General features: G+C 68.9%; 12 protein-coding genes. 6 read left to right on the top strand and 6 right to left on the bottom strand.

From position 1 onward, the window contains the following. Positions 1-63 precede the first annotated feature (63 nt). Positions 64-1,449: an O-antigen ligase family protein gene (locus HL658_RS27950; protein ID WP_196242384.1), complete on the top strand. Its 1,386-nt coding sequence runs from the start codon at positions 64-66 to the stop codon at positions 1,447-1,449. 31 nt (positions 1,450-1,480) lie between these two features. Here the strand turns inward: HL658_RS27950 and HL658_RS27955 are convergent, their stop codons facing one another. The 4 genes from HL658_RS27955 to HL658_RS27970 all read right to left on the bottom strand — a co-directional run bounded on the left by HL658_RS27955 (position 1,481) and on the right by HL658_RS27970 (position 6,809). Continuing rightward, positions 1,481-2,221 (bottom strand): hypothetical protein, encoded by a 741-nt coding sequence (locus tag HL658_RS27955; RefSeq protein ID WP_180285661.1) that lies wholly within the window; start codon positions 2,219-2,221, stop codon positions 1,481-1,483. Next, the gene (locus tag HL658_RS27960) at positions 2,190-4,427 is read right to left on the bottom strand and encodes a GumC family protein (protein WP_246337962.1); all 2,238 of its coding nucleotides are present in this window, start codon (positions 4,425-4,427) and stop codon (positions 2,190-2,192) included. Before HL658_RS27960 ends, HL658_RS27955 begins: the two co-directional genes overlap by 32 nt. Before the next feature lie 51 nt (positions 4,428-4,478). After that, complete coding sequence (locus tag HL658_RS27965; RefSeq protein ID WP_180285660.1) at positions 4,479-5,867, bottom strand: outer membrane beta-barrel protein; 1,389 nt, start codon at positions 5,865-5,867, stop codon at positions 4,479-4,481. A 147-nt stretch (positions 5,868-6,014) separates the two neighbouring features. Continuing rightward, positions 6,015-6,809, bottom strand: coding sequence for a metallophosphoesterase family protein (locus tag HL658_RS27970; protein ID WP_246337964.1), 795 nt, complete (start codon positions 6,807-6,809; stop codon positions 6,015-6,017). 137 nt (positions 6,810-6,946) lie between these two features. On the opposite strand from HL658_RS27970, the gene HL658_RS27975 reads away from it, so the two are divergent. Beyond that, positions 6,947-7,549: a polysaccharide biosynthesis/export family protein gene (locus HL658_RS27975; protein ID WP_246337966.1), complete on the top strand. Its 603-nt coding sequence runs from the start codon at positions 6,947-6,949 to the stop codon at positions 7,547-7,549. 55 nt (positions 7,550-7,604) lie between these two features. On the opposite strand, the gene HL658_RS27980 is transcribed toward HL658_RS27975, so the two are convergent. Continuing rightward, a complete protein-coding gene (locus tag HL658_RS27980) occupies positions 7,605-8,753 on the bottom strand; it encodes a hypothetical protein (protein ID WP_180285659.1) in 1,149 nt (382 codons plus the stop codon). A 201-nt stretch (positions 8,754-8,954) separates the two neighbouring features. On the opposite strand from HL658_RS27980, the gene HL658_RS27985 reads away from it, so the two are divergent. Together HL658_RS27985 and HL658_RS27990 are read left to right on the top strand one after the other, a co-directional pair. After that, positions 8,955-10,235, top strand: coding sequence for an ABC transporter substrate-binding protein (locus tag HL658_RS27985; protein WP_180285658.1), 1,281 nt, complete (start codon positions 8,955-8,957; stop codon positions 10,233-10,235). Between the two features lie 55 nt (positions 10,236-10,290). Beyond that, positions 10,291-10,881, top strand: a complete 591-nt coding sequence (locus HL658_RS27990; protein WP_180285657.1) for a phosphatase PAP2 family protein — start codon at positions 10,291-10,293, stop codon at positions 10,879-10,881. A 15-nt stretch (positions 10,882-10,896) separates the two neighbouring features. On the opposite strand, the gene HL658_RS27995 is transcribed toward HL658_RS27990, so the two are convergent. Next, positions 10,897-12,186, bottom strand: a complete 1,290-nt coding sequence (locus HL658_RS27995) for a tetratricopeptide repeat protein (RefSeq protein WP_180285656.1) — start codon at positions 12,184-12,186, stop codon at positions 10,897-10,899. Between the two features lie 162 nt (positions 12,187-12,348). Here HL658_RS27995 and HL658_RS28000 point away from each other — a divergent pair, with 162 nt between their 5' ends. Next, positions 12,349-13,218: a branched-chain amino acid ABC transporter permease gene (locus tag HL658_RS28000; protein ID WP_180285655.1), complete on the top strand. Its 870-nt coding sequence runs from the start codon at positions 12,349-12,351 to the stop codon at positions 13,216-13,218. After that, the gene (locus HL658_RS28005; RefSeq protein WP_180285654.1) at positions 13,215-14,192 is read left to right on the top strand and encodes a branched-chain amino acid ABC transporter permease; all 978 of its coding nucleotides are present in this window, start codon (positions 13,215-13,217) and stop codon (positions 14,190-14,192) included. Before HL658_RS28000 ends, HL658_RS28005 begins: the two co-directional genes overlap by 4 nt. Position 14,193 lies beyond the last annotated feature (1 nt).

The raw sequence follows: 14,193 nt of genomic DNA on the forward strand, positions 1-14,193 counted from the left end.
CCGTCGCCGCAACGAGCCGGCGGCGGGAGCCTTCCAGGTTCACATGGGCGCGGAAGCGTGACGATGACGGCCAGCACTCTGCTCTTCCGTTTGCTCCTGGCGCTGGTCGTGCTGGCGCCCGTACCCTTTGCCGCGCAACGTCCCTGGGCCTGGAGCCTGATGGGGGTGACCATCGGCCTGCTGCTCCTGCTGTGGGGAGCGCTGGTCCTCACCGGGCGCGCGCGCGCGGCGATGCCGATGAGCCGTCTGTGGTTCCCCGCCGTGCCGTTCCTTCTCGTGCTTTGCTGGGCCGTCCTGCAGACCACCGGGCTGGTGCCCGCGGGGTGGCAGCATCCGTTGTGGGGCGAGGCGGCGCGCGCGTTGAACGCTATGAACGGATCCATGGTCGGCAGCATCTCCCTCGACCCATCGATGACGGTGACGGCGGTGCTGCGGCTTGCGACCTACGGCGGTGTCTTCTGGCTCGCCGTGCAGCTCGGACGTGAGCGGGCGCGGGCCCGCGAGGCGCTGGTGACGCTCGCGACCGCTGGCATCGCCTACGCGGTCTATGGGCTTGCCGTGCGTTTCGGCGGCTGGGAATACATCCTCTGGTACCCGAAATGGGCCTATCATGGTGACGTGACGGCCACCTTCGTCAACCGCAACGCCTATGGTGCGTACGCCGGGATCGGGTTGCTGTGCTGCGTTGCGCTGTTCGTGCACGGTCTGCGTCCCACCGGCACCGGCGACCGGCGCGCCTTCGACCTTGCCGAGGCGCTGCTCGTGCGGGCGCTTCCCTATCTGGCTGGGGGGCTGGTGATCGGGACGGCGCTGCTGCTGTCCCATTCCCGTGGTGCCTTCCTGGCCACCGGGGTCAGCCTGCTGGTTCTGATCGTGGCCCTGGTGAAGGGGCGGATCCTGCGTCCGGGCGCGGCGTTTCCCGCGGTGGTCGCGCTGCTGGTCGTTGGTTTGTCGAGCGTCATCATCAGTGGCGACGGCACCGTCGATCGCCTGTGGCGCATGAACATCGACCAGGAGGGCCGGCCCGACCTGATGCGGCAGACGCTGGTCGCCATCGGTGACGCGCCGTGGACGGGTTATGGGCTCGGCGCCTTTCTCCCGGCGTTCCGCCTGTACCGCGACAGCACCCTGGCCGACACCGTCGTGTACGACTTCGCGCACAACGTCCATCTGGAGCTGGCGATGGATTTGGGGCTTCCCGGCGCGCTCGTCTTCTATGCGGCGATCATCGCGGTGGCGGCAGTCTGCGCGGCGGGGCTGGTGCGCCGGCGGCGCGACCAAATCCACCCGGCTGTCGCATTGGCGGCGATGACCCTCCTCGGCTTGCACGGCTTGGTCGATTTCAGCGCGCAGATGCCGGCCATCGGCGCCACGTTGGCGCTGCTGCTCGGCATCGGTTACGCCCAGTCCTGGAACACGGCGGAGCATGGCCGCTCCGCCGACTGGTAACCGGCGGGCGCCAGCGGTTCGGGATTTCAGTTCAGGATTTCGGCCCGTGGACGCGGAGGAAGGCGGCCATGTCCTCTTCGCTCAGGTCGTTGAGCGCATCGCGGACGAAACCGCCGGTGTCGGGCTTCTGCGACATTGCGGCGACGGTTTCCGGCGACACGACCCAGAGCAGCCGAACCTGACGGCGCAGCAGACCGCGGGTGTCCGGGTCCATCAGCGACAGCAATTCAAGCCCCAGCTCCAGCCGGGAGGCCATCAGCGCCGGCGCGACCGGTCCGGTCAGCAGCGACAGGCGCAGGGCCGGGATGGCCGCGGCGCGGTCGCCGCGGGCCACGTGCAGCCACGCCAGCCGCGCCCAGGCGCTGGGCTGGGCAGGTGCCGCGGCCAGCCCGGCTTCCGTCGCCTGTGCCGCCCGGTCCAGAAGCGCCCCCCGCTCGGGTCCGGGAGGGGTGGCCCGGGCCTGCTGCACGAGCAGGAAACCACGGTCGCCCATGGCCTCGCCATCCGCCGCCCAGCGCTGCGCGGCGTCCAGATCCGCGGCGGCGGCGGCCAGGCGGTCGGGAGGCGGCGGATGGCCGGCGCGGGCGTCCCAGATCACCGTGCGCGCATCAAGGCTCTCCAGCGCCGCGATCAGGCGCGGCGCGCCCAGCCAGACGAGCGCCCCACCGAGCGCCACCGCCACCACGGCGGCGCCAAGCCGCCGCGGCCCCGTGGGGCCGCGGGCGGCGGGAGGGGCGGCGTCATTCGCCGTAGTAGTCTCGGTAGCGTCCATAATACTGGCCATAGTCGCCGTATGCGTAGCGGGCGTGCTTGCGCTGGTTCACCTGTGACAGGACGATGCCGTGCAGGGGCGCCCGGCCGTCGCGCAGCAGCCGGACGCCGTTGCGGACGGCATCGCGTGCCGTGGAGTTCCATTTGACCAGATAGATCACCCGGTCGGCCAGCCGGCCGAGCACGCGGGCGTCGGCGACCGCCAGGACGGGGGCGGAGTCGATCACGATGCGGTCGTACTTCCCCCTGAGGTCGTCAAGCAGCGCCCGTGCCGTCGGCTCGCTGATCAGATCGGCCACGTTCGCCAGGTGACCGGCCGGCAGGAAGTCGAGTCCCGGCGCCGCATCGCGAATCACCACATCCTCGAAGGCGGCACTCCCCGACAGCACCTGGACGAGGCCCTCGGCGTTCGGCCGGCCGAGCATCGTGTGCATGCGCGGGCGGTGCACGTCACCGTCGATCAGCAGGACGCGCTCGTTCGTCTTGGTGAACATGATGGCCAGGCTGAGCGCCAGGAAGGTCTTCCCCTCCTTCGGGATGGAGGAGGTGAGAACCAGAATCCGCGGCCTTGCGGCCCCGTCGCCGATGCCGACGTCCAGCGAGATGCGCAGACTGCGCACGGCGTCGGCGAGCACGGATCGCGGTCGCTCGGTCACGTCCTGCACGAGCCGGTCGGTGCGTCCGCGGTGGACGGGGACCAGCGCGACCGTCGGCAGGCCGGAAATCTCCTCCGCCTCGTCGGAGGAGCGGACGGCGTTGTCGAGATGGTCGAGAAGGAAGACGAGCACGATCGCCAGCGACACCGCGCTGACCATGGACATCACCGCCGCGCGCCGCGGGAAGGCCGGGGACGTCGGCGCATCGGGGCGGGCGATGACACGGGCGTTGACCCGCTTCACCCGGTCCTGCTCGGCGTCGCGCTTGAAGCGGGCCAGGAACGCCTCGTACAACTCGCGCGTGGCCTCCGCCTGCCGTTCCAGCTCGCGCAGGCGGATTTCCGCCTCGCCAGCGACGTTGGAGCGCTGGCGCACCCCGTCCAGCTCCTTCTCCAGGGTGCGTAGTCCGGCGGCGGACACATCCACGTCGTTGGCGATGGACGCGGCGATCTTCTCGATCTCGCCACCGATCTTGCTGCGAAGCTCCGTCAGGTCGGCCCGGTAGGCCACCATGCGCGGATGGCGTTCGCCGTAGGTCTTGATCGCCTCGGACATCTCGCGCGTCAGGGCGGTTTCCTGCTCGCGCAGGCGCTGGATCAGGGAGGACTGGAGGACTTCGCTGGACGTCTCCATGCTGCCACGCGACCGCAGCAGTTGCCGCACCTGGTCCAGCCGCGCCTGCTTCTGCGCCAGTTCGGAGCGGGCGATCACGATCCGGGTGTTCAGCTCGGAGAGTTGCTGGTCGGTGACCGTCGTCTGCCGTTCGCCCTTGCGCCGCAGGTTGTTGGCCGCGCGGAACTCCTCGACCGCGGAATCGGTGGCGTTCACGTCACGCCGCAGGCCCTCCAGCCGCTCGCCGAGCCAGCTCGTCAGGCGTCGCGCGTCGTCGAAGCTCGCCTCCAGGCGGTCGAGCATGTAGAGCTCCACCACCGTGTTGGCGATCAGCGCCGCCTTCTTCGGGTCCTCGGACGTGAAATGCACCGTCACGATGAAGGATCGCCGCTGCATGCGGGCGTCGAGCCGGGTCAGGAAGGTCCGAACGACCATCGATCGCACCACGTCGTCGGACGCCACATCGGATGTCCGCCTGCTCGTCGCCGGATCCGGTGAGCGGGACAGCGCGACCAGCCACGTCAACGGGTTCGCCCAGGCGATGATCCGGTCGATCGGACGCGGCTCGCGCAGCATCGGATTGAATTCCGGGTCTCGATCGAGCTGGAGCTTGTCGACCACCCGGTAGGCCAGCATGGAGGAGGCGATGACCTCCGCCTCGGTGTTGACCACGTTTTCCGTCACGCGGAAGCCGAAATCCCGGCGCTGGTCGGCCAGCGCGTCGGTGGCTTCCGGCCCCTCGATCAGCACCTCAGCCTCGGCGGTGTAGAGCGGGACGGTCTGCTGCAGCACGAGCACGGTCGGCACGATGGCCAGCAGCCACGTGCCGAGCACCAGGAACTTGCCGCGCCAGAGCACACGCCACAACCAGCGGAGGGTGTGGCGCATATGCTCGCCCATGACGAGCGTGCTGGTGGACAGCGATTCGCGGTCGGTCATCGAGCCATCACCCTGCGGAAGGAGCGCGGACCGGCAGCCGGTCCGCGTTGATCACATCCGCAGCCCGAAACGCACGGACAGCACGCCCTGCCCGTAGCTTTGCCCATCGATTTCGGAGTTGCGGCGCCGGTAGCCGATCTCACTCCCGACATAGTACTCGGGCGCCAGAGCGTAAATGACGCGGGCGCGGGCTTCATACGTCACACTCGCCTGATTGATGCCCTCGTACTCGTCATAATTGACGCTGCCGTAACCGGTGAGGACAATGTTGCGCTGATATTCGTGACGAACGAGGACGCTGGCGCCGCTGCGGATCATGGCCGAGGCCAGGTTGGTCGTGGTTTCCTGCACCGTACGCTCGATCGACGGCACCACCACGGTGATCCGGCTGGGCGTCCAGTTGAAGGTCGCCTTGAAGGAGAGGCCGCTCGGATCCTTGTAGCGCGGGTCCTCGTAATCCTGCTTCAGGTAACCGACCAGGAAATCGCCGCGGACGAGCTGGCTGATGTCGAGCCCGATGCCGGTCTCCACACGGTAGCCGCTGCTGCTGCGGTTGAACCCCGCATCATCGAGGCGCGAATCATACTCCCGCTTGTTCGCCGAGGCTTCGACCACGGCGAGATAGCCGGGAAACATCTCGTAGGAACCGCGGCCAAGCGCCTGATACTCCCACCGGTTCCGGTCGCCGTTGTTGATGGTGACGCCGTTGGAGGCATCGACATCCTCGAAGATGCGGCGCGCGGCGGAGAACTCGCCACCGAAGGTGTAGCGTCCCGTCTGGTACTTGGTGCCGACGCGGTTGATCGTACCGAAGGTGAGGGTCGGCTTTTCGCCGCCGACGTCATCCGGGCTGCCGCGATCCTCGGACCGGCGGAAATTCTCCGAAAAGGCGTTCACCTCCCAGTTCCGCTCGATGTCGTAGCGCCCGTCGATCAGCGCCACCGCGTCGAGATGGTTGTCCGAGGTGTATTCGCGGAACAGGAACTGCTCCACCCGGCCGGTGAAGTTCAGCGCGTGGTTCGAGAAGCGCGAGCGCAGGCGGAATTCCGGCGCGATGCGCGCGACGAAATCGCCCTTCTGGCTGGATTCCTGGGCGAAGACGTTGGTGTTGTAGGTCAACTCGTTCTCGATCTGCGGCAGCAGAAGGAAGCTGCCGAGGTCGATGCCCTTGGGCTGATAGGAATCATCGACCCGCTCGGAATCACCCTTGCCCTGGTCGTCGGACGCGTCGTCCGACGATCCCGTCACCTTCGCCGCGCCGGATCCGGGCCGCCGCACATCCTCGCGCGTCTGTGCGTACGACGGGGACGCCGCAAGAAGGGCGACCATCGCCACCCCGAGAAGCGCCCAGCTGCCGACCCGCCGATGCCTTTTATGCTTGATCACCGACGCGGATTTCTGCCCGATCGGAGCAATTAAACAGTCGGTCGGCATCCTCATCGCGCTCTTACCCCAGTTATCGGCCGTCTGCCCGGTTCTGGATACCACCATGGAGCTAGCTCCAGAAACAGAAAATTGCATCAAACGAATGCATATCGTCGCATGCGTGTTGTAGTTTCTATTCGCGTCGGAAGTCTTTCGGATTTTTTATGTCCAGCGTTGCAGGAAGCGCACGGATTGCCCGACCAGGACCACGGCGGTCAGTCTGCCGGTTGCATAGGCACCGGTGTCGATGCCTATCCGGTTATGGCGAACCTCCGGCGAGTCGACGATGGTATGGCCGTGGACGATCACCTTCTCGTGCCGTGCGCCCGAGTCCAGGAAGGGCGTACGAATCCAGAGCAGATCGCGCGGATCCTGGTCTTCCAGCGTTCGGTGGGGACGGATGCCGGCGTGGACGAACGCGTAGTCGCCGTAGACCGCCCAGTGTTCCAGCCGGCGGAGGAAGTCGAGATGGTCGTCGGGAAGACGGGTGCCGAGCAGGTCGCGCAGGACCCGGCAGCGGCCGGCGTCCGCGACCGCCACCGAGGCGCGCACACCGTAGCTCCCCAGCGTCTCCGCCCCGCCGAAACGCAGCCAATCCATGGACGCCGCCGGGTTGTCGATGAAGCCGAGCATCGCCTCCTCGTGGTTCCCCTTGAGGAACCGCACCGTGAAACCGGGCAGCGGATCGTCGAGAAGGCGTTCGATCACCCCACGGCTGTCGGGGCCGCGATCGACGTAGTCCCCGAGGAACACCGCGACCGGCGAGAGCCCCTCCTGACGGCGCGCATCCTCGAGGATGTCGTTCAGCAGGCCGTCGAGCAGTGCCCGTTCACCATGCACGTCGCCGATCGCGTACAGCACGAATCCGTCCGGGACGCAAGGGGGCGAAGCCGCCGCTTCGCGCATGCGGCGAAGCGAGGCGGCCCATGCCAGCATCGGTGCGAACAGGGAGGCCATGACAATTCTCAGGCACGCCGGGTCGGGATTGATCTGATCGAGGAAGTTGCATAATCGGAGCGACAGGGGCTAGGGATATTCGGGGGCGAGAGGCCCCATGGCCATTGTTCAACGATCACCGGAGGCACCGCCCGCTCATGAAGTTCGCCCGTCAGAGAAGCGCCCGAAGCGCGATCGCAGCGACCATCGCGATCATCATGGCCGTGCTCGGAGGCTGTTCGACCACGGTCGGCGAGTTTCCCAGCGAGCCGGCCCCGGCGATCGCCGTCAACCCGACCGAGGGCTATCTGCTGGAGCCCGGCAACCGCGTGCGGGTGATCGTCTTCAACGAGACCAACCTGTCCGGCGACTTCACCGTCGATCCGATCGGCAACATCGCGCTGCCGCTCATCGGCAATGTCCCGGCCAGCGGCATCACCGCGAAGGCGCTTGCCAAGCGGATCGCCGACATGCTGAAGCGCGACGCCTACATGCAGGATCCCAGCGTCGCGGTGGAGGTGCAGACCTTCCGCCCCTTCTACGTCCTGGGCGAGGTGAGACAGCCCGGCGAATTCCCCTACACCACCGGACTGACGGTGCTGAGCGCCATCGCCCGTGCGGGCGGCTACGACTATCGCGCGCGCCAGGGCGAGGTTGTGCTGGTGCGACTGGTCGGTGGCGACCAGAAGGAATACCGGGCGACCGAGCGGACGCCGATCCTGCCGGGCGACATCGTGAAGGTGCTGGAACGCCGCTTCTGAGCGGCGTTTTACCGGGTGGCCAAGGCGGGGGCGGTCACCGCCCCCACTTTCATCGTCAGGTCGGGCTGCCCTGCGTGAAGATGCTTTCCTCACGAACGGGGTTGTTGTTGTTCTGGTTGTTGTTGTCTTGGTTGTTCGTGGTGTTCTGATTGTTCTGTGCCTGCTGCTGCTGGTTCTGTTGATTGGTCGTCTGCTGGGTTGTGGTGGTTGTGGTGGTCGGCTGCGTGCTCTGCGGCGCGCCGGGGATGGTGGTGGAGGCCTGGACCTGACCGGCCAGGATCGCGTTCACCTGGGCGCCGTTGCTGGCATTGACGGAGCTGAGGTTCTGGGCGTTGCTGGCCTGGTTCAGCGTCTGGACCACGGACTGGGTGGCGGCCGGAGCCGCGGCCGACACGGTCTGGCTGGAGACCGCGGCGTAGGAGTTCGCCATCACCTGGATGGCGCCGGACGGCGACACCTGATAGACGGTGGGATTGCTGATCACCTGGGCCACGGCGGTCGCCATCCCCGCGACTCCCACCGGCGCGACCCGTTGGGCGTCGGGGTTGACCATGATGCGGGCGGCGGTCGTGACCACCTGGAAGGTCTGGTTCGGGGAGGACTGCACCACCGGCTGCGCACGAACCGTCTGCACCGCGGAGGCGGCAAGCTGAACCGCGGCCGCCGGGTTGATGTTCAGGACGCGTTCGGCGGCGGACACGGCCTGCGCTGCGACCTGGGCGACCATGGTCGGGTTGTTGGTCGTCGCCGCGGCACTCAGCGTCGCCGCGGCCAGCCCGGCGGCGGCCTCGGGCAGGGTGTTCTGCACCGGCGGGGACACGAAGATGCGGGCCGCGGTGGTCAGCACGCTTTCGGTCTGCTGCGGGGAGGTGGTCTGCACGGTCGTGTTGCGCACCGACTCGACCGCGGCGGCGGCCGCCTGGATGGCGGCCTGCGGGTTGGTCTGCACCAGCCGCTCGGCGGCGACCACCACCTGGGTCGCCAGCACCGCGGCCCGTTGCGGGTTGCCGCCGCTCAGCGTGTCGATGGCCTGGCGCACCTGTTGGGGATTGCCGGTCAGGATGGCGGCCTGCAACGCTGGGGGGAGGGGGGCCTGCGCGGCCGCACCGGGTGCGTTGCCGCCCTGTTGCGCCAGGGCCGGGACGCCAAGACCGGTGACCGCGACGACCGCAGCGATCCCCGCCACCCACTTCATCCGCTTCATCAGAAACCTCCCGCACCAATGCCGGCACCACGCAGCCGTCCATTTGATACCAGCCCTGTCCGGGGATTCAAGCCGAAGTAGCGCCGCAGCGCCGGATTTCCCCGTAAAGGCCGGCCATCCAGCCGAAAGGAGCCTTTGACAGCCCCGTCGGGATGACGACATCCTTCCGGCCCAAGAAGACCCCCCTGAGGAACCGCCCCCATGACCAGACAGGCACCCCGCGTCACCGGCCCGACCTCGGCCGCTTCCGGCAACGGCATCACGCGGCGCGCCTTCTCGGCCGGGGTCGCGGGTGTCGGCACGCTCGCCGCGCTGGGCGGCGCGCCGGCCTTCGCGCAGGGGGCCGCCGGGCTGAAGGTGGGTGTGCTGCTGCCGCGCTCCGGGCATCTGGCGCAGGCCGGCCAGGCCTGCCAACGTGGGGCGGACATCGCGCCGCAGCTCCTGGCCGATCTCGGCTATCCGGTCGAGATTCTGTCCGCGGACACCGAATCGAGCGTTGACGTTGCACGCTCGCGCGCGGAGAAGCTGATCAACGACGGTGCGAACGTGATCGTCGGCGCCTTCGACAGCGGCCAGACCGCCGCCGCCGCCCAGGTGTGCGAACAGCGCGGCGTCCCGCTGGTGATCAACATCGCGGCGGCCGACCGGTTGACCGAGCAGGGCTACAAGACGCTGTTCCGCAACTTCCCCACCAGCACCATGCTCGTCAGCAACGGACTGGCGCTGATGAAGGAGCTGTTCGCGGCGAGCGGTGCCACGCCGAAATCGGCCGTGTTCATGCACGCCAACGACACCTTCGGCATGGCGAACAAGCAGGCGCTGGACGCCCTGTTCCCGACGCTGTCGATGCCCTTCCCGATCGTGGAGCAGATCGCCTACGACCCCAAGGCGCAGGATCTGGCGGTGGAGGTGGCGAAGGCCAAGGCGACCGGCGCCGATCTGGCGATCGTCACCACCCGCGCCAACGACGCCATCATGCTGGTGCGCGAGATGGTGAAGCAGCGGTGGGAGCCGATGGGGATCGTGTCGCCCGGCTCGCCCGGCCTGTACGACGAGCAGTTCTACAAGGTGCTGGGCAAGTACGCCGACTTCCACATCACCAACCTGCCCTGGTACGATCCCAAGGCTGAGCTGTCGCAGCGGGTGGAGAGGATCTTCAAGAGCCGCTACCCCAACGACCGCTACGAGGGCTACGCCTTCAACATCGCCTTCACGCTGGAGGCGATCCTGGTGGCGGCGGACGCCTTCAAGCGGGCGGGGTCGGCGGCACCCGACGCCATGCTGGCGGCACTCCGCGCCACCAACCTGGAGCGCAAGATGATGGTCGGCCCGGCCATCACCTTCGACGAGAAGGGGCAGAACACCCGCCTCGCCTCGGCCTGCGTCCAGAACCGCAACCTGCGGCCCACCGTCGTGCTGCCCAAGGGCTCGGCGGAGATGGAGCCGGTCTTCCCGATGCCGGGGTGGCAGAAGCGCGCCTGAGGCGCACGGCCGGCGGAGCCGCCGGCCACCCGGCCGTTGCAACCGACGAGGGCCCATGCTGCACGAGATCATGCTCGGCATCTCCCGCTTCGGCGAATCGTCGTTGCTCCTGCCGCTGTCGGTCGTGGTGGCGGTGGCGCTCTATCTCCGCGCGCCGGGGGAGGCCGCGGGGTGGATGCGTGCGGTGCTGCTGTGCGTCATAGCCACCGCCCTCGCCAAGGTGGTCGGCTACGCGCTCCATGAGATGGGCCTGCGGCTGGTGCGCAGCACCAGCGGCCACGCCGCCTTCGCCGCCATGTTCTATGTGGGGCTGTGGAAGGTCTTCGGGCGCGGGCTGCCGCAGCCCTTGACCGGTCTGCTGTGTCTGGCGGCGTTGGGCATGGCGGCGGCGGTGGCGGTCAGCCGCGTCGCGCTGAACGTCCATTCCGTGCGGGAGATCCTGGCCGGCGGGCTGGTGGGGCTGGTGGTGGCGCTGGTCTTCGCCGCCCGCCCGGTGGGCGCGCGCTTTCAGATGGCGGCCGTATCCGTCGCCTTCCTGGTGGTCGTGGCGGCCAGCGTCACCCTGCACGCGCAGGGCCTGCGATCGGAAACCGTGCTGCGGAACGCCGGCCTGATGGTGGCGGAGGCGCTGGCCCGCCGGTCGTGACGGGCCGGCGGCGGGTCAGGCCGTTTGCGCCTCGCGGCAGTAGGCGAGCAACCGTCCGGCCGCGTCGGCACCGGCTTCGCCCGCCGGATAGGTGTAGGGCCGGAAGCGTCCCCGATCCGCCACCGGCCAGTCGTCGGGGCTGTCGCCCTCCCCATGGCCGAGCACGATGCGGGCCAGCGACGGGGAGTAACCCGCGGTCGTCGGCAGGCAGACCACCGGCCGGGTCGCCGCGAACAGGTCGGCGACGATGTTGGACGCGCCGAACGCGACGACGGTGTCGGGGTCGAACGCCGCTACTTGGTCGACCAGCGCCCCGACCTTGCCGGCGTCGAAATGGCGGTCGGTGGCCGACACCATGCGGACGCGCCCGTCGCCGACCGCCACCGACTGCACGCCCTCGAAGCCGTCGGCCATGTTGTAGGCGAATTCCGGCACGAATCCGTTCTCGGGGGCCACCGCCATGGCGTTGGCGTTGACCACCAGCACCTCGCAGCCGTGCTCGTCCTGGAGCTGTCGGGACAGCTCGAGCACCGTGACCGAGGGCGCATGATCGGCGCCCAGGACCTGGTTGGTGATCAGGGCGATCCGCCGCACCGGATCGCGCGGTGCGACCGGCCGCAGGCGCATCGTCACCCCGTAGCGCAGCGCTGTCTGTTCGACCAGCAGCCGGTGCATCCCGTGCAGCTCGTTCCGGGTGAAGGCACCGGTGTCGCCATCGACCGCTTCGCCGCGGTAGAGCTGGAACTGCATGCCCCAATAGGCGTAATGCAGCGACGGAACGGTGAAGCCTTCCGGCTCGGCGAGCACCGCCGCGACCAGATCGCGGTAATGCCGGAGGTCGCCGTCGAGGTGGAAGAGCAGCGATCGCCGGCGCATCACGTCGCCCAATGCATAGTCGCGGTCCACCTCGGCGGCGGCGGCGCGGCGCGAGTCGGGATCGTAGCGGCGGATGAGGTTGGCGAGCGCGCCGATGTTGCCCCAGCCCTCGCCGGCGTTGCACAGCAGGGTCAGGGCACGGGCGAAGCTCACCGCCGCCTCCCGTTGGCGGCCGACGGCGTGCAGCGCGTGGCCGAGGTTGGCGTTGAACATGGCCGAGCCGCCATCGGCCGCGACCGCCTGGCCGATCAGATCGGCCGCGTCGGCGGGGCGTCCGGACTGCAGCGCCAGCACGCCCAACAGGTGCAGCGCGTCGGCCTGTCCCGGTGCCGCCGCCAGCACCTCGCGGTAGAGCCGTTCGGCCTCCGCCGTGCGGCCGGCCCGATGATGTTCGGTGGCCACGGCGAGCGTCTGCTGGATGTCGTGCATGGCGGCGGCTCTCCCGGCCGTTGACGGTTCCTCTGGCCCATCTGTTTACCCGCTTTGCTCCGCCGCGGGGCAAACTTTCAGCGGCCGGCGATCGTTCGCGGACCCTGGACTCGCGCCGCCGTGGCTGGTAACCCCACCCTGCCGTTCCAACGGGTGCCGTGGATGTCGTTCGACTATCACCTCAACATCGTCGCGTCGGGGTTGCTGACCGGCCTGATCTACGGGCTGGCGGCGCTCGGGCTGTCGGTGATCTTCGGCGTCGTGCGCGTGGTGAACTTCGCGCACGGGGAGATGATGGTGGCCGGCATGTACGGCGCCGTGCTGCTGTCCGGGCTGGCCGGGCTCGACCCGGTGCTGGCGGCGCCGCTGGTGGCGGCGGTGCTGTTCGTCTTCGGCTGGCTGCTCCAGCGCCGGCTGGTCAACCGTTTCGTGGAACGGCCGGAGCACATGCAGTTCATCCTGCTGCTGGGCGTCGCCACCATCCTGCTGAACGCGCTGCTGCTGGTGTTCGGCCCCGATTCGCGCAGCGTGCAGGTGCCCTACGGCTTCGACACGGTGGAGCTGGGGCCGCTGCTGCTGGACGAGGTGAGGTTGCGCGCCGGCGCCGCGGCGATCGTCGTGGCCGCCGCCCTGTTCGCCTTCTTCCGCTTCAGCCGCACCGGCAAGGCGATCCGCGCCTGCGCCGACAACCCGCTGGGCGCGCGCGTGGTGGGGCTGGACATCGACCGGCTGTACGCGCTGACCTTCGGCATCGGCTCGGCCGTCGTCGGTATCGCCGGAACGCTGATGGTGCTTCTGGTGGACGCACGGCCGCAGCTGGCGCCCGAATACACGCTGCTGTCCTTCATCATCGTCATCGTCGGCGGGCTTGGCAGTCTGCCCGGCGCGCTGCTCGGCGGCGTGCTGATCGGGGTGTCGGAGGCGCTGGCCGGCTTCCTGCTGACGCCGTCGCTGAAGACCCTGTTCAGCTACCTCGTCCTCATCCTCGTGCTGCTGGTGCGGCCGCAGGGCCTGCTGGGAAAACGCTCGTGAACGCGCGCGCCGCCGTCCTTCTCGCCCTGTTCGCGGGCGCCCTCGCCGTGGCGCCGCTGGTCGCCGACCGCTACGTCCTGTCGGTGCTCACCACGGTCTTGTGGTTCGCCTATCTGGGGCAGGCGTGGAACGTGATGATGGGCTTCGCCGGCCTGCTGTCGCTGGGCCACGCGCTGTATGTCGGGCTGGGGGCGTATGTCAGCGCGGCGCTGTTCGTGCATTTCGGCATCGGGCCCTGGCTGGGGCTGTGGGCGGCGATGCTGGCGGCGGGGGCGGCGGGGGCCTTCATCGGCGTCCTGGGTTTCCGCTTCGGGGTGCGCGGCGTGCATTTCGCGCTGCTGACCATCGCCTTCTCCGAGGTGGCGCGGATCAGCTTCGACCACATGGCGTGGTTCGGCGGCTCCGGCGGCCTGTTCATCCCGGTGGCGGCTGACGGGGGCGATCCGCTGAACCTGCGCGGCTCGCCCACGCTGTTCTACTACGTCATCCTGGTGCTGGCGCTCGGCGCGCTGGCGCTGGCGCGCCTTCTGCTGCACAGCCGGCTCGGCTACCGCTGGCTCGCCATCCGCGAGGATCCGGAGGCGGCGGAGGCGGTGGGCGTGGACCTGTTCACCGCTCGCATCGCGGCCGTCGTGGTGTCGGCGGCGCTGACGGCACTCGGCGGCGTCTTCCAGGCCTTCTATTTCAGCAGCCTGTTCCCGGAGCAGGTGTTCTCCATGGGCCGCTCCATCGAGATCATCCTGCCCGCCATCATCGGCGGCATCGGCACGGTGTTCGGCCCGGTGCTGGGGGCGGTGATCCTGACCCCGCTGGGGGAGGTGCTGGCCTGGGCGCTGGAGGTGTCCGGCCTGGATCTGCCCGGCCTCAAGCAGCTCTTCTACGGGGTGGCGCTGGTGGTGATCGTCGTTTACCGGCCGGACGGGGTGTGGCCTTGGCTGGCCCGCCGTCTCGGGCTTGGTGCTGGGGACCGTTGAG

Source organism: Azospirillum oleiclasticum (genome assembly GCF_013423485.1).
GTDB lineage: Bacteria > Pseudomonadota > Alphaproteobacteria > Azospirillales > Azospirillaceae > Azospirillum > Azospirillum oleiclasticum.